This is a genomic window from Kitasatospora sp. NPDC056731 (assembly GCF_040687675.1).
Taxonomy (GTDB): domain Bacteria; phylum Actinomycetota; class Actinomycetes; order Streptomycetales; family Streptomycetaceae; genus Kitasatospora.
On record NZ_JBFBNR010000086.1, the window covers coordinates 1 to 15,612 of the forward strand.

Annotated in this window: 10 protein-coding genes and 1 pseudogene; 2 read left to right on the forward strand and 9 right to left on the reverse strand. The window is 73.5% G+C overall.

Going from position 1 to position 15,612, the window contains the following annotated elements:
- Positions 1-92, forward strand: a pseudogene (locus AB0R04_RS38400) (ATP-binding protein); the annotation flags it as partial.
- A 103-nt stretch (positions 93-195) separates the two neighbouring features.
- Here the strand turns inward: AB0R04_RS38400 and cimA are convergent.
- The 4 genes from cimA to AB0R04_RS38420 all read right to left on the reverse strand — a co-directional run bounded on the left by cimA (position 196) and on the right by AB0R04_RS38420 (position 5,198).
- A complete protein-coding gene (cimA, locus tag AB0R04_RS38405) occupies positions 196-1,800 on the reverse strand; it encodes a citramalate synthase (RefSeq protein WP_363378769.1) in 1,605 nt (534 codons plus the stop codon).
- Between the two features lie 378 nt (positions 1,801-2,178).
- Positions 2,179-3,291, reverse strand: a complete 1,113-nt coding sequence (locus AB0R04_RS38410) for a branched-chain amino acid aminotransferase (RefSeq protein ID WP_363378771.1) — start codon at positions 3,289-3,291, stop codon at positions 2,179-2,181.
- 246 nt (positions 3,292-3,537) lie between these two features.
- Positions 3,538-4,575, reverse strand: coding sequence for a 3-isopropylmalate dehydrogenase (locus AB0R04_RS38415; RefSeq protein ID WP_363378773.1), 1,038 nt, complete (start codon positions 4,573-4,575; stop codon positions 3,538-3,540).
- Positions 4,576-4,634: 59 nt separating this feature from the next.
- The gene (locus tag AB0R04_RS38420; RefSeq protein ID WP_363378774.1) at positions 4,635-5,198 is read right to left on the reverse strand and encodes a Uma2 family endonuclease; all 564 of its coding nucleotides are present in this window, start codon (positions 5,196-5,198) and stop codon (positions 4,635-4,637) included.
- A 162-nt stretch (positions 5,199-5,360) separates the two neighbouring features.
- Here AB0R04_RS38420 and AB0R04_RS38425 point away from each other — a divergent pair, with 162 nt between their 5' ends.
- Positions 5,361-7,844: a YfhO family protein gene (locus AB0R04_RS38425; protein WP_363378776.1), complete on the forward strand. Its 2,484-nt coding sequence runs from the start codon at positions 5,361-5,363 to the stop codon at positions 7,842-7,844.
- Positions 7,845-7,962: 118 nt separating this feature from the next.
- Here AB0R04_RS38425 and AB0R04_RS38430 read toward each other — a convergent pair whose 3' ends face one another.
- The 5 genes from AB0R04_RS38430 to ilvN form a co-directional block, all read right to left on the reverse strand.
- Positions 7,963-11,298 (reverse strand): S8 family serine peptidase, encoded by a 3,336-nt coding sequence (locus AB0R04_RS38430; protein WP_363378778.1) that lies wholly within the window; start codon positions 11,296-11,298, stop codon positions 7,963-7,965.
- 273 nt (positions 11,299-11,571) lie between these two features.
- Entirely contained in the window at positions 11,572-11,733 is a 162-nt protein-coding gene (locus tag AB0R04_RS38435; RefSeq protein ID WP_363378780.1) for a hypothetical protein, read from the reverse strand.
- Between the two features lie 281 nt (positions 11,734-12,014).
- Entirely contained in the window at positions 12,015-13,604 is a 1,590-nt protein-coding gene (serA, locus tag AB0R04_RS38440) for a phosphoglycerate dehydrogenase (protein ID WP_363378782.1), read from the reverse strand.
- Between the two features lie 237 nt (positions 13,605-13,841).
- A complete protein-coding gene (ilvC, locus tag AB0R04_RS38445) occupies positions 13,842-14,840 on the reverse strand; it encodes a ketol-acid reductoisomerase (protein ID WP_063347727.1) in 999 nt (332 codons plus the stop codon).
- A gap of 115 nt (positions 14,841-14,955) precedes the next feature.
- Positions 14,956-15,480 carry an acetolactate synthase small subunit gene (gene ilvN / locus AB0R04_RS38450; protein ID WP_030302941.1) on the reverse strand — a complete coding sequence of 175 codons (525 nt, stop codon included), beginning with the start codon at positions 15,478-15,480 and terminating at the stop codon, positions 14,956-14,958.
- Positions 15,481-15,612 lie beyond the last annotated feature (132 nt).

Here is a 15,612-nt window from a genome sequence, read left to right on the forward strand (position 1 = left end):
CCGTCGTCACCCTCGACGCCCGCCGCCGCGACAGCGCCAAAAGCGCCCTCATCACCCTCGTCGAACACGCCCTCCTCGCCCGACTCCGATGACGGACACGGCTGCGGCCGCGGCCCACGGACCTTCGTTCGGAGGTCTGCGGGCCGCGGCCGCGGCGGGTCGCCCGGCGGGCTGCCCGGTGAGCTACTCGGCGGTCTAGTCGGTGGGCTCCAGGCCGGCCCGGATCAGCCCGTAGGTGTAGGCGTCCTCCAACGCCAGCCAGGAGGCGGCCACCACGTTGTCGGCCACCCCGACGGTCGACCAGGTGGACGTGCCGTCGGTGGACTCGATCAGCACCCGGGTCTTGGAGCCGGTGCCGTGCTGGCCCTCCAGGATGCGGACCTTGTAGTCCACCAGCTCGAACCGGGCCAGCGGCGGGTAGATCCCCTCCAGCGCGGTGCGCAGCGCCTGGTCCAGCGCGTTCACCGGGCCGTTGCCCTCGCCGGTGGCGATCCGGCGCTCCCCCTTCGCCCACAGCTTCACCGTCGCCTCGTTGCCGGTGAAGCCGTTCGGGCCCTGCTCGCTGATGGTCCGCCAGGACTCCAGGGTGTAGAAGCGCTCCCGGCCGCCGCGCACCTCGTCGCGCAGCAGCAGCTCGAAGGAGGCGTCGGCGGACTCGTAGGTGTAGCCGAGGTTCTCCTGCTCCTTCACCTTGGCCACCACCCGGCCGGCCAGGTCCCGGTCGCTGGACAGGTCGTAGCCGAGCTCCTTGCCCTTGAGCTCGACCGAGGCGCGGCCCGCCATGTCGGAGACCAGCATCCGCATGGTGTTGCCGACCCGCTCCGGGTCGATGTGCTGGTACAGGTCCGGGTCGACCTTGATCGCGGAGGCGTGCAGGCCCGCCTTGTGCGCGAAGGCCGAGTAGCCGACGTACGGCTGGTGGGTGGAGGGGGTCAGGTTGACCACCTCGGCGATCGCGTGCGACAGCCTGGTCATCTCGGCGAGCCGCCCCTCGGGGAGCACCCGCCGGTCGTACTTGATCTCCAGCGCGCCGACCACCGGGAACAGGTTGGCGTTGCCGACCCGCTCGCCGTAGCCGTTGGCGGTGCACTGGACGTGGGTGGCGCCGGCGTCCACCGCGGCCAGCGTGTTGGCCACCGCGCAGCCGGTGTCGTCCTGGGCGTGGATGCCCAGCCGGGCGCCGGTGACGGCGAGGACGTCGGCGACGGTCTCCCGTACGCCGGCTGGCAGCATCCCGCCGTTGGTGTCGCACAGCACCACCACGTCCGCGCCCGCCTGGTGCGCGGTGCGGACCACGGCCAGCGCGTACTCGCGGTTCGCCCGGTAGCCGTCGAAGAAGTGCTCGCAGTCGATGAACACCCGCCGCCCCTGCGCGCGCAGGAACTCGACGCTGTCCCGGACCATCTCCAGGTTCTCGTCGAGGGTGGTGCGCAGCGCCAGCTCCACGTGCCGGTCGTGCGCCTTGGCGACGAGGGTGACGACCGGGGCGCCCGAGGCGACCAGCGCGGCCAGCTGCGGGTCCTCCGCGGCCTTGCCGCCGGCCCGGCGGGTGGCGCCGAAGGCGACCAGCCGGGCGTGCCGGAGGTCCAGTTCGGCGGCGGCCCGGGCGAAGAACTCGGTGTCGCGCGGGTTGGCCCCCGGCCAGCCGCCCTCGATGAAGCCCACCCCGAACTCGTCCAGGTACCGCGCGATGGCCAGCTTGTCCGCCACCGTCAGGTTGATGCCCTCCCGCTGCGCACCGTCGCGCAGGGTGGTGTCGAACACGTGGAAACTGTCGTCGGTACGGCTGACCTCGGTCATGACCCCTGGTTCTCCGTTCGGGGAGGTTCGTACTGCTCTGCCGGATTGCGAGTCCCGGCTCCACTGTCCAGCATCCCGCGCGCGGCTCCGGTGTCCCCGAGCCCCTTGTGGGGGCTCTCGGCCGGTCCGGAGGCTGTGTTCATCGGGGCGGTGCCCGAAAAACGAAAAAACCCCTCGCGGGTGCGAGAGGTCTGCGCGCGGGTCTGGACGCTGGTGGTCGCTCCGCATCGGGTCCTGCGGGAGCGGTCACTGCGGACCGGCGCGCCTGCTGCTAATCATCAGCGACAGCGAGGACACGCTCGCAGTCTGGCACACGTCCCGGCATCCGGCCCGCCCGTCTCGCGATGCGGAACAGGGCAGGCCGGAGCAGGTGCCGCCTCAGACGATCTTGTGCAGCCAGCCGTGGGTATCGGGGCTCTGGCCGCCCTGGATGGCCAGCAGGGCCCGGCGCAGCTCCATGGTGGTCGGGCCGGGCTCGCCGGCGCCGACCGTCCAGTCGGCGGCGGCCGACTTGACCGAGCCGACCGGGGTGATGACGGCGGCGGTGCCGCAGGCGAACACCTCGGTGAGGGTGCCGTCCGCGTTGGCCTGCTGCCACTGGTCGGTGGAGATCTTCCGCTCCTCAACGGCGTAGCCGAGGTCGGCGGCGAGCTGGAGCAGCGAGTCGCGGGTGATGCCGGGCAGCAGGGCGCCGGACAGCTCGGGGGTGACGATCTTCGCGTCCTTGCCCTCGCCGAAAACGAAGTACAGGTTCATGCCGCCCATCTCCTCGATCCACCGGTGCTCGGCGGCGTCGAGCCAGACGACCTGGTCGCAGCCCTTCTCGGCGGCCTGGGCCTGGGCGATCAGCGAAGCGGCGTAGTTGCCGGCGCACTTGGCGGCGCCGGTGCCGCCGGGAGCGGCCCGGACGTACTCCTTGGACAGCCACACCGAGACCGGCTTGACGCCGCCCGGGAAGTAGGCGCCGGCCGGCGAGGCGATGATCATGAACAGGTAGGAGTTGGCCGGGCGGACACCCAGACCGACCTCGGTGGCGAACATGAACGGACGCAGGTACAGGCTCTGCTCGGGCTCGTTCGGCACCCACGCCTGGTCCTGCTGGACCAGCAGCTCGACAGCCTCGACGAAGGTCTCCACCGGCAGCTCCGGCATCGCCAGCCGGCGGGCCGAGGCCTGGAAGCGGGCCGCGTTGGCCTCCGGGCGGAAGCTCGCGATGGAGCCGTCGGCCTGGCGGTAGGCCTTGAGGCCCTCGAAGATCGACTGGCCGTAGTGCAGGGTCATGTTCGCCGGGTCGACCTCCAGCGGCGCGTACGGCGCCAGCTGGGCGTCGTGCCAGCCCACGCCCTCGGTCCAACGGATGGTGACCATGTGGTCGGTGAAGACCCGGCCGAAGCCGGGGTTGATCAGCCGAGCCTCGCGCTCCGCGGTGGGCAGCGGGTGGGCGGAAGGCTTGAGGTCGAACGTGATGGGCGCCTGGGTGGGCGTGCTCATGGCTGTTTCCTTCACCGTGGGGTAGGTCCGGGCCGCCACCGCCGGGTGCCCGCCGCGGCCAACCAGCACCGGAACGAACGCACAACGGCACGACCCACTGTCGATACTCGCATCCAGAGGGCCGTGCCGAACAGCTGCCCGCTCCTTGGGGAGCTGCAAGCTGCGGTTATGTGGTGCGGCCCGCCGGGCCGCGACCGTTGTCGGCCCCGGCCCGTGGGCCGGAGTCCGTCAAGCGGATCCGGCCCGTCAGCCGGCTACTCGGGTGGCCAGCGCGTCGCCGACCGCGGAGGTGCTGCGGGTGCCGGTGCGCTCGGCCAGGTCCGCCGCGACGGCGGCCTCCACCCGGGCGGCCTCGGCGGCGAAGCCCAGGTGCTCCAGCAGCATGGCGACCGACAGCACGGTGGCCGTCGGGTCGGCCTTGCCCTGGCCCGCGATGTCCGGCGCCGAACCGTGCACCGGCTCGAACATCGACGGGAACTCGCCGCCCGGGTTGATGTTGCCGCTCGCGGCCAGGCCGATCCCGCCGGTGACGGCGGCGGCCAGGTCGGTCAGGATGTCGCCGAACAGGTTGTCGGTGACGATGACGTCGAAGCGCTCCGGCTGGGTGACGAAGAAGATCGTCGCCGCGTCGACGTGCAGGTAGTCGGTGGTGACCTCCGGGAACTCCCGGCCGACCTCCGCGAAGATCCGCGACCACAGGTGCCCGGCGTGCACCAGCACGTTGTTCTTGTGCACCAGCGTCAGCTTCTTGCGCGGACGCGCCTGGGCCCGGCGGTAGGCGTCGCGCACCACGCGCTCGATGCCGAACGCGGTGTTCAGGCTGACCTCGGTGGCCACCTCCTGCGGCGTCCCGGTGCGCAGCGAGCCGCCGTTGCCGACGTACGGGCCCTCGGTGCCCTCGCGGACCACCACGAAGTCGATGGTCGGCTCACCGGCCAGCGGGGACTTCACCCCGGGGAACAGGCGGCCCGGACGCAGGTTGATGTGGTGGTCGAAGGCGAACCGCAGCTTCAGCAGCAGCCCCCGCTCCAGCACGCCCGACGGCACGCTCGGGTCGCCGATGGCGCCCAGCAGGATCGCGTCGTGCGACTTCAGCTCGGCCAGCACACTGTCCGGCAGGGTCTCCCCGGTCCGGTGGTAGCGCCGGGCGCCGAGGTCGTACTCGGTGGTCTCCAGCTTCACCTCGGCGGGAAGCACGGCACCCAGGACCTTGAGACCTTCGGCCACCACTTCCTGGCCGATGCCGTCACCCGGGACAACTGCGAGACGAATCGTGCGAGACATGCTCGGACCCTACTCCGGTGTCCCAGGGGCTGACACCCGGCGTCCACCATCCGGACGGGTCAGGTCAGGTCGATCTCGACGGGGAACGGCCGATCGACCTTCAACTGCTTGTGGTAGATCCCGGCCAGTCCGTAGGACCTGGTCGCCGGGTCCAGCTCGTAGACGTGCACCACTGGACGACCCTCGTCGCACTCGACGCGCCAGAAGTGACGGATACCGGCGGCCGCGTACTTTCGCGGCTTGACCTCGCGGTCACGCTCGCGGGATTCCTCCGAGACGACCTCGATCGCGAGCAACACGTGCTCGGCGGAGAACCCCGTCTGGAGGTAGCCCGTGTCCGACTCCTCATCCACCACGAGCAGGTCGGGCTCCGGGCGGTTTCGCCGGTCCAACGTGACCGTCATCTCCGGCCACACCTCCCAGCCCTCAGGAACCGCGCTCTCCAGCCCTCGTTCCAGCAGGCGCTTCGCCCGCACGTGGAACTTCGTCTGCGGACTCACGAAGATCAGGCTCCCGTCGATCAGCTCTGTGTGCGGCGGGAGATCAGGCAGCCGGTCGAGGTCCTCTGCGGTGTAGCCACCAGCAGGGGGCCGAATCCAGTCGGGGTACGGCGCGATGCTCATGGTTCCTCCCATACGGGCATCCTGGCGGCTCTCTCAGGCTACTCGGCAAAGCCTCCTCGGACGCCACCCCTTCGAGGGAGCGCGGGGGGCCTGATCCGCGCGGGGGGCGCGTTTAGGGTGGCGGGGTCCGGCAATCCCTCGCGGAACGGGGTCGAGCAGCAGATGGGCGTGCGGCGGCGGGAGGTGCTGGTCTGCGGGAGTGCGGCCGGGCTGGCGGTGGGCGGGTACGCGCTCGCGGTGGGGCTGCGCGGGGTGTGGCCGACGGGGGCGGGCGAGGCCGCCCTGCCGTACCACGCCCACCTGTGGGACCTGCTGCACGGGCGGGCCGCCGGGGACCTCCTGTTCAACTGGAACAGCGGCTACGGCGTCCCGTTCCTCGCCGACTTCTTCGCCTACCTGATGAACCCGTTCTCCTGGCCGACCGCCCTCCTCCCCCGCGACCAGGGCCGGCTCGCGCTCCTCCTGGTCACCCTCGCCACCATCGGCCTCGGCACCGCCCTGATGGCCCACCTGCTCGGCCGGCTGCACGCCGGCCCGCACTGGCTGCGGGCGCTCGCCGCCGTCGGGTACGGGCTCTGCGCCTGGGTGCTCGACGTCGGCGGGGCGGCGCCGATGTGGCTCTGGGGCCTGGTCTCGCTGCCGCTGCTCGGCCTGGCCGCCGACTGGTGCCTGCGCGAGCGGCGCTGGGTGGCCGGCTCGCTGTGCGTCACCCTCGCCTGGGCCGGCAACCTGTACACCGCCGCGCTGGCCACCCTGATGGCCGGGCTGCTGCTGGCCGTCCGCCTGTTCGCCACCCCGCGGCCGGTGCGCCACCGGGTCCGGGTCACCGGGCGGGCCTTCACCATGGCCACCACCGGCGTCCTGCTCGCCTCGCCCGTGCTGTTCGTCGCCGTCCGGGCCGCGCACGGTGCCCAGCCGGAGTCCCCGGTGCAGCCGCTCGGCCCGTCCGGGTTCGGCGGGCACCTCGCGCAGCTGTTGCCCGCCACCCACGGCGGGCGACCGCTGCCGGACGTCGCGATCGGCCTGCTGGGGCTGCTGCTGGTGTGCGGGCTGCCGTTCAACCGGCGGGTGCGGGTACAGGAGCGGGCGGTCTGGTGCGGGGCGCTGGTGCTGGTGGTGCTCAGCTTCGTCTGGACCCCGACCGTGCTGGTCTGGCACGGTCTGGCGATCCCGGCCGGCGGGCCGTACCGGGTCGCGTTCGTGCTCAGCGGCCTGCTGGTGCTGGCGGGCTGGGTGTCGCTGGCGCACCGGCCGGACCGGCTGACCCTGCTGGGCGGCGGCGCCGTGGTCGCGGTGATCGCCGCGCTGGCGGCGGGCCGGCACTCGGTCCGGGCCTCCACCTGGACACTGCTGGCCGTCGGCGGGGTCGTCCTGCTCGCCGCGCTCTGGACCCTCGACCGCCGGCACACCGACCGCCGGGCCACCGCCCTGGCGACCTGGGTGCTGGCCGGTGTGGTGCTCGGCAACGCCGTCTGGTCCGGGTACGCGGCGCTCGCCGCCGCCCCGGCCGACCCCGCCTCCCCCGCCGCCGTCCGGGCCGGGTACGCGGCGGTGCGCGACGGCGCCGACTGGCCCCGGGGCCGCAGCGACCCCGGCCCGCACGCCTTCACCACCAACGATCCGCTGCTGCTCGACGGCCAGGGCGGCGGCTACTTCAGCGGCTACCTGCCGACCGTCGCCGCCCTGCTGCTGCACGACCTCGGCGCGGGCTGGACGGCGGGCGGGCGGCAGACCGCCAGCGTCACCGACCCGGTCGGGCAGGCCCTGTTCGCCGTCCGCGCCCACCTCGACGACGGGCCGCCCCCGGCCGGCTTCACCCCCGGACGGGCCGCCGCACCGCCGCTGGTCACCGTGCTGCCGCCCGGCGCCCGGCCGGACACCTCCTCGGTCTGGTCCCGCCAGGAGTCACTGCTCGGCAGCCGGGTGTACGAGGCCCCGCTGCCCGTCCCGGCTGGCGGCCCGGCGCCCACCCTGCACGGCACCAGCGGCTGGTCGCTGCCCGGCGGCGCCGAGGGCACCGTCCTCACCGCGGCCTGCACCCCCGGCGGCACGGCCTACTTCCACGGCGTCTGGTACCGGGGCACGGTCAGCGGCCTCGGCACCACCTACCGCAGCGACGGCGAACAGCCCACCACGGCCGTCGCGATCCACCGGCTGGGGCCGGTCCCCGCCGACGGGACGGTCCGGGTGACCCTGCGCTCCGACACGGTCGGCCAGGTCCCGGCCCGCCCGATCGGCTGCCTGCGGCCCGGCGCCCTGGACGCCGCCGTCGCCCGTCTCACCGCCACCGGCGCGACCGGCGTGACGGCCGGCGGGCACACCCTCGCCGCGACCCTCCCGGCCGGCTCCACCGGCACCGCGCTGCTGTCCGTCCCGGCCACCGAGGGCTGGACCTGCGCGGCGGGCGGCGGCCGGTACGTCCCGCCGACGCCCGTCCTGGGCATGATCGGCGTACCGCTCGGCGCCGGCGCCGACCGCATCGCCTGCTCCTTCCGCCCGCCCGGTCTCACCGAGGGCCTCACCGTCAGCTCCGCCACCGCCGCCGCCCTCGCCCTGGTCGCCGTCTTCACCCGCTTCTCCCGCCGCCCGACCCGCGCCCCCCGCCGCACCCGCCGGCTCGCCGCCCAGGCCGCCGACCGAGGCTGAGGCGGCCGGGCCGGGCACTGCCGACAGCCGACCGCAAGTGGACCCCCGTCACCGAGGCGCGGCACAACGCGCGGGGGCGGCCCGCCAGGTCGGCGGGCCGCCCCTCGGGCGGGTGCGGTCAGGGGAGGCTGATCACCTGGCTCCGGTGGGCGGCGGGGTTGAGGTGGTGGAGCAGGAGCAGGCGGGAGGTGTCGCCGGGGGTGCGGCGGATGTCGAGGACGGTGCCGGGCCGGACCGGGGTGGCGAGGGCCGCGGGGCCGCCGAGGCCGGCGCGGATGTCGACGGCGGGGTGCAGGACGTCGAGGGCCAGGACGGGGCGGGTGCCGCGCAGGCCGATGGCGGAGTAGGACTCGGCCGGGTCGGGTGTGCCGGGGGCGACGGTGCTGGTCCAGACGCCGTAGTGGATGGTGCTGTGGCCTTCCCGGACGCCCGGGAGGGCGCTCAGCCGGACGGGGAGGACGAGGGCGTCGCCGTCCAGCAGGGCGGTGTCGGTGTCGCCCCAGTGGCCGTTGAGCGGCTGGACGTCGAGTTCGGCGCCGGTTCGGGCGTCCAGGGCGCGGGAGACGAGGACGTCGCTGTTGCGCAGCCGGTCGGCTTCGAGGATGACGTCGGTGGTGCCGTCGCCGTCGGTGTCCAGGGAGACCCGGACACCGTAGAGCCCGACCGGGGTGGCGGCCGGGGCCCAGAGCTGGGCGCCCACGTAGAGCAGGTCGGAGCCGGTGGCGGCACCGACGACCCGCAGGTTGGCGGCCCGGTCGCCGGGGTGCTGGACGCAGACGTCCTGCGGGGGGTCGGCCGGCTCGGCGTCGTCGTCGGGCCGGATGCCGGCCCCGGGCCCGACGGCGGCTTCGCTGTCGGGCGGGCAGTCGGCCCAGCGGGTGCCTTCGCCGCCGAGGGTGAGGGCGGTGACGAGTCCGGGCCGGTTGCCGGGGGCGGCGCTGCCGCCGAGCATCAGCACGGTGCCGTCCCGGGTGGTGCGGGCGGCGGCGGTGGCGGTGAGGTCGGTGGCCGGGCGCGGGGCGGCGAGGACGGGGACGCGCAGTTGGGGCAGGGCCGGGTCTGTGACGGGGGTGAGCAGGACGCGGCCGGAGAGTTCGGCGCGGTAGCTGCGGGCCTTGCCGTTCTGCAGGGTGTCGATGGTGGGGTCGGGGGCGCGGCCCAGCTCCCCGGGCACGGCGAGGGTGACGTGCACCCGCGCGGTGCCGCCGGCCGGGACGTCGACCTGGTCCGGCGTCACCTCGAAGGTGGCGCCGGGCAGTTCGGTGGCGGCCGCGTAGCCGGTGCGGTAGCTCAGCGGCCGGTCCGCGTGGTTGCGCACCTCGATGTCGCGGCCGAGGGCGGTCGGCCCGGCGATCTCGACCGGCCCGTAGGAGACGCCGACGCTGCCTTCGGCCGCTCCGTCGCCGGCCGCGTAGGCGACGACGGGGGTGTGGACGGCCCGGTCGACCTGGGCGCGGCCGGCGCCGGTGCGCTCGGGGCCGTAGACCGGTCCGCCGTGGTCGTCGCCGAGCCAGGTGTCGACGGCGGTGTTCATGAGCGCGGCCTTGAGCTGTTCGACCGGCCAGTCGGGGTGGGCGGCGCGGACGAGGGCGGCGAGGCCGGTGATGTGCGGGGTGGCCATCGAGGTGCCGTCCTCGCGCTGGCCGCCGCTGCCGGTGCCGACGAGGGCGGACCAGATGGTCTCGCCGGGGGCGGCGAGGTCGGGTTTGACGATGCCGGGGACGCCGATGCCGCGGGAGGAGAAGTCGGTGAGGGTGTCGGTGCGGGCGGGCTGGTTCTGGGAGACGGAGCCGTGCAGCGGGTTGCCTGGGGCGGCGAGGCGGATCTCGACCGGTCCGGCCGCGGCGGCCTGCCGGAGCCGTTCGCCGTCGGCGTGGGCGAGCAGGGCGGCCGGGATGCGGTCGTTGCCGGAGATCTCGGCGAGGTGGTCGGTGTCGGCGGCGTAGAGGGCGCCGATCGCACCGGCGTCGGCGGCGTGGTCGGCGCGGGGGCCGGAGTTGCAGGCCCGTTCGGTGTCGCGGGTGCGCCAGGTGAGGACGGCGATCTTTCCGGCGAGCCGCTGCCGGTCGGCTTCGCTGTAGGCGGCGCAGCCGTCGGACTGGTCGGCGGGCAGGGCGAGTTGGCCGCTGACGTCGGCGCTGGACCAGCCCTGGTAGCGCTCGCTCCAGTGGGCCGGGACGACGCCGGCCAGGCTGGCGGGGGCGAGCACGGTGAGGCCGTCGGTGTCGCTGTGCGGGTCGACGGAGGCGGCGACGGCGATGGCCCGGGCGGCGGTGCCGGGGCTGCCGCCGATGCCGTAGACGTCGCCGTCGTTGCCGGCGGCGGCGACCACGACGGTGCCGAGGGCGGAGAGCCGGTCGACGGCGAGGGCGTCGGTGTCGTCGGGGCTGCCGAAGCGGCTGCCGAGGGAGAGGTTGACGACGTCGAGGCGGTCGCCGAGGTCTCCGTCGCCGTTGGGGTCGGCGGCGAGGTCGAGGGCCTGGGCGAGCCGGTCGGTGGAGCCGTCGCAGCCGAAGACCCGGATCGCGTACAGCTGGGCGCCGGGGGCGGCGCCGGGGCCGACCTTGAACCCGGCGGGGTCGAGTCCGGGCCGGTAGGGGCCGGTGTACGGGTGGCCGTCGGCGGTGACGCCGTAGCCGGCGGCGGTGCCGGCGACGTGGGTGCCGTGCCCGTTGCGGTCGCAGTCGATCGGGTTGTCGCTGGGGTGCGGGACGGGCTGGTGGTGGGGGGAGGACGGGTCGGGGTTGTAGTCGTCGCCGACCAGGTCCTTGCCGCCGATCACCTTGGCGTTGGGGAACAGCTCGGGCGGGGCCGGCTTGCCGCGTTCGACGGAGCGGAAGGCGGCCTCGGTGCCGGGGCCGCCGAAGTCGGCGTGGGTGTAGTCGATGCCGCTGTCGATGATGCCGATCCGCACCCCCTGGCCGGTGTTGCCGTCGCCGGTGGCACCGGCCCAGACCTGCGGGGCGCCGAGCAGCGGGACGGAGTAGGCGTTGTCCCGCTGCTTGCGGACGATCGGGTGGACGGCCCGGACGCCGGGCAGCGCGCGCAGGGCGGGCAGCCGGTCGGCGGGCGCGTTGACGGCGAGGCCGGTGAGCAGGGTGCGGGTGCGGTAGAGCTCGCCGGCGGTGGGCGCCGCCCGGTGGACGGCCGCGGCGAGCCGGTCGAGGGCTTCGCCGGCCTTGGCGCGCTGGGCGGCGCCGGCGTCGGCGGCCTCCCGGCGGGCGGCCTCCGGGGAGCGCTGGGCCCGCCGGGCCCCGTCGGCGGCGCGCCGCCAGGCGGGGCCGGCCGGCTCGGTGCCGAGTTCGAGCAGGACGGCGGCCGTTCGGCCGGCCCTCGACGGCTCCGTCGGGGGCCCGCCGGAGGCCGGGGTGGCGGCGAGCGCCGCGCTCCCGGCCAGCACGGCCAGGGTGAGGCCGATCCGGGTGATGGGTCGGCGGACGGATGGCAGGCGCACTGAGTCCTCTCCCCCGGCAGGGGGACTGATCCGCACGCCGTGCCGCTGACGCCCGCCCGCGCGAACGTCGATCACCCTTCCGGGGGCCCCAAATTAGGATGATCGCGCCGGCGAGCGCGAGCAACTTCCCTCGGATGGACGCCGGTTGCACTCGACCGGGTGACCTGGCGACAGCCCGAGCGGCCTATTCGGCGGATGAACGGCCGAGCCGGCGAAGCCGCCGGGGAGGGCCGTCCGACAGCACCTGACAGACAGGCCCGCCGGAAGCGCCCGTCAGAGGTGCCCGGTCGAGCCGCCGTTGTCGCGGCGGTCCAGCGCCCGCTGCAGCGCGGCGGCGGCGAAGGGGTTCCGCTCGGCGGCCCGGCGCCGGCGCGGGGCGCGGACGGGGGTGGCGGCGGGGGTGGCAGTGGCGTGGCGGTCGGCGGTGAGGGGCATACCGGGCTCCTTGGAAGCGGCGCCCCGAAGAGGGCGCGGGAGGGGAGGGGTACGCGCGGGGGCAGGGATCGCCTGCCCGTGAAGGCGCACGCGGACACGGGCCGAACGCCCTGTCTACAGGGTCGGCACGCCGTATCGCCCTTCCACGGTACGACCGGGCCCGGGCCGTGTCTGCACGAATACTTGGATTTCCTAGTATCTGAGACGGGCGCCGCCCGGGGGAACGCAGCGGGGCCCGGACCGCCGGCGAACGGCGGTCCGGGCCCCGGGGGGCGTCGGGCTCAGGCGCCCAGGTCGACCGAGCGGGCGAAGCGGGCGCCGATCTCGGCGGCGATCGCCGACAGCACGTCCTGCGGGATCTGGCTGTCCACGGTGATGGAGGCGAGCGCGCCGCCGCCGTCGCGGGCGACCTGCATGCCGGCGATGTTGATGCCGGCGTCGCCGAGGTGGCGGCCGAGCACACCGACCACGCCGGGGCGGTCCTCGTACTTGAAGAAGGCCATGTGGTCGGTGAGCGCGACGTCCACGTCGAAGGCGTCCACGCCGACGATCTTCTGGGTCTGCTTCGGGCCGGCCAGGGTGCCGGAGATGGCGATCTCCTCGCCGTTCGCGAGCGTGCCGCGGACGGTGATCACGTTGCGGTGCTCGGCGCTCTCGCTGGAGGTGGTCAGGCGGACCTCGACGCCGCGCTCCTGGGCGAACAGCGGGGCGTTGACGTAGGACACCGTCTCCGCCACCACGTCCTCGAACACGCCCTTCAGCGCGGACAGTTCGAGCACCTTCACGTCGTGCTGGGTGATCTCGCCGCGGACCTCGACGTCGAGCCGGACGGCGACCTCGCCGGCCAGAGCGGTGAAGATCCGGCCGAGCTTCTCGGCCAGCGGCAGGCCCGGGCGCACGTCCTCGGCGATCACGCCGCCCTGGACGTTGACGGCGTCCGGCACCAGCTCGCCGGCCAGCGCCAGGCGCACCGACTTGGCGACGGCGATGCCGGCCTTCTCCTGCGCCTCGTCGGTGGAGGCGCCCAGGTGCGGGGTCGCGACCACGTTGTCGAAGCCGAACAGCGGGGAGTCGGTGCACGGCTCCTTGGCGTACACGTCCAGTCCGGCGCCGGCCACCCGGCCGTCGCGCAGGGCGTTGGCGAGCGCCTCCTCGTCCACGATGCCGCCGCGGGCGGCGTTGACGATGCGCACGGTCGGCTTGACCTTGTGCAGCGCCTCGTCGCCGATCAGGCCGATGGTCTCGGGGGTCTTGGGGAGGTGGACGGTGATGAAGTCCGAGACCTCCAGCAGCTCCTCCAGGGTGACCAGCTTGACGCCCATCTGGGCGGCGCGGGCGGCCTGGATGTAGGGGTCGTACGCGACGATCTTCATGCCGAACGCAGACATCCGCTGGGCGACCAGGACGCCGATCCGGCCGAGGCCGACGACGCCGAGGGTCTTCTCGCTCAGCTCGACGCCGGTGTACTTGTTGCGCTTCCACTCGCCCTGCTTGAGCGCGGCGTTGGCCGGCGCGATGTTGCGGGCGACGGAGATCAGCAGGCCGCAGGCGAGTTCGGCGGCGGTGACGATGTTGGAGGTCGGCGCGTTCACGACCATCACGCCGGCCTTGGTGGCGGCGGCGACGTCCACGTTGTCCAGGCCGACCCCGGCCCGGGCGACCACCTTGAGCTTGCGGGCGACGGCCAGCGCCTCCGCGTCGACCTTGGTGGCGGAGCGGATCAGGATCGCGTCGACGTCGGCGATCGCGCCGAGCAGCTCGGTGCGGTCGGCGCCGTTGCAGTGGCGGATCTCGAAGTCGGGGCCGAGGGCGTCGACGGTGGCGGGCGACAGCTCTTCGGCGATCAGGACGACGGCGGTTTTGGATGTCACAGTGCTCACGACAGTGTGTCCTTAACTCTGCGGTTCTCCCCGGCACGTGGGTGGCGTGGACGGCGGGGGGAAGGTGGCATGCCGCGTAGGTAGACGCACGACGCTGTGGGCCTGACGCGCACTCGGAGTGTATCGACGGGCTGGGTACCAGGCTGCTCCCGTCCGGCGAAATCACCCGGACGAGAGCAGCCTACTTGTACAAGGAAGTTACAAAATCGGGCAGAGCCCGAGGCCGGTTCAGGCCTTGTCGTCGACCCAGCTCATCAGCGAGCGCAGCTTCTTGCCGGTGGTCTCCAGCAGGTGGTCCTCGTCGGCCTTCTTGTACTCGTTGTACTTGGGCAGACCGGCCTTGTACTCGGCGATCCAGGTGTTGGCGAAGGTGCCGTCCTGGATCTCGGCGAGGACCTTGCGCATCTCGGCCTTGGTGGCGTCGGTGATGATCCGCGGGCCGGTGACGTAGTCGCCCCACTCGGCGGTCTCGGAGACCGACCAGCGCATCTTCTCCAGGCCGCCCTCATACATCAGGTCGACGATGAGCTTCAGCTCGTGCAGGCACTCGAAGTAGGCGATCTCCGGCTGGTAGCCGGCCTCGACCAGGGTCTCGAAACCGGCCTTCACCAGGGCGGCGGTGCCACCGCAGAGGACGGCCTGCTCACCGAACAGGTCGGTCTCGGTCTCCTCGGTGAAGGTGGTCTTGATGACGCCGGCCTTGGTGGCGCCCAGGCCCTTGGCGTAGGACAGCGCCAGGTCGAAGGCCTTGCCGGAGGCGTCCTGCTCGACGGCGACGATCGCGGGGACGCCGCGACCCTCCTCGTACTGGCGGCGGACCAGGTGGCCCGGGCCCTTCGGGGCGACCATGCAGACGTCGACGTCCGCCGGGGGCTTGATGAAGCCGAAGCGGATGTTCAGGCCGTGGCCGAAGAACAGGGCGTCGCCGGCCTTCAGGTGCGGGGCGATGTCGGCCTCGTAGACGTCGGCCTGGATCGGGTCCGGCACCAGGATCATGATGACGTCGGCCTCGGCCGCGGCCTCGGCCGGGGTGACGACGCGCAGGCCGGCCTCCTCCGCCTTGGCGCGGGACTTGGACTCCGGCTTCAGGCCGACCCGGACGTCGGCGCCGGAGTCGCGCAGGGACAGCGCGTGGGCGTGGCCCTGGCTGCCGTAGCCGATGACCGCGACCTTGCGGCCCTGGATGATGGACAGGTCGGCGTCGTCTTCGTAGAACAGCTCGGCCACGGGGGCACATCTCCTTGCGTGATGGTTGCCGGGTACGCGTTCTCTACGGTAGGCGTACCGGCGGGGGCGTGGGGCGGTGCTTCAGGGTGTGAGACGGCCTGCGTCTCGGGGGTGCTCAGGCGCTGCGGTCGAGGGCGCGCAACGAGCGGTCCGTGATCGAACGGGCGCCGCGCCCGATGGCGACCAGGCCGGACTGGACCAACTCCTTGATGCCGTAAGGCTCCAGCATCCGGAGCATGGCCTCCAGCTTGTCCGAGCTTCCGGTGGCCTCGATGGTCACCGCGTCCGGGGACACGTCGACCGTCTTGGCACGGAACAGCTGGACGATCTCGACGATCTGCGACCGGGTCTCGTTGTCGGCGCGGACCTTCACCAGGACCAGTTCCCGCTGGATCGCAGCGGACTGGTCGAGTTCGACGATCTTTATCACGTTCACGAGCTTGTTGAGCTGCTTGGTGACCTGTTCCAGCGGGAGGTCCTCGACGTTGACCACGATGGTCATCCGGGACACGTCCGGATGCTCGGTCGGGCCGACGGCGAGGGAGTCGATGTTGAAGCCCCGACGGGAGAACAGGGCGGCGATGCGGGCGAGCACGCCGGGCTTGTTCTCGACCAGGACGGAGAGGGTGTGCTTGGACATGGGGTTCCTCAGGCGCTCTGGAGTTGAAGGGGGGTGTTAGTCGAGGTCGTCGCCGAAGTCGGGGCGGACGCCCTTGGCGAACTGGATCTCGTCGTTGCTGGTGCCGGCCGCGACCATCGGCCAGACCATGGC

Coding starts and splice junctions, on each gene's coding strand:
- AB0R04_RS38435 (WP_363378780.1), bottom strand. CDS start 11,733: ATGCCCCTCACCGCCGACCGCCACGCCACTGCCACCCCCGCCGCCACC.
- AB0R04_RS38410 (WP_363378771.1), bottom strand. CDS start 3,291: ATGAGCACGCCCACCCAGGCGCCCATCACGTTCGACCTCAAGCCTTCC.
- cimA (WP_363378769.1), bottom strand. CDS start 1,800: ATGACCGAGGTCAGCCGTACCGACGACAGTTTCCACGTGTTCGACACC.
- AB0R04_RS38415 (WP_363378773.1), bottom strand. CDS start 4,575: ATGTCTCGCACGATTCGTCTCGCAGTTGTCCCGGGTGACGGCATCGGC.
- ilvN (WP_030302941.1), bottom strand. CDS start 15,480: ATGTCCAAGCACACCCTCTCCGTCCTGGTCGAGAACAAGCCCGGCGTG.
- AB0R04_RS38420 (WP_363378774.1), bottom strand. CDS start 5,198: ATGAGCATCGCGCCGTACCCCGACTGGATTCGGCCCCCTGCTGGTGGC.
- AB0R04_RS38425 (WP_363378776.1), top strand. CDS start 5,361: ATGGGCGTGCGGCGGCGGGAGGTGCTGGTCTGCGGGAGTGCGGCCGGG.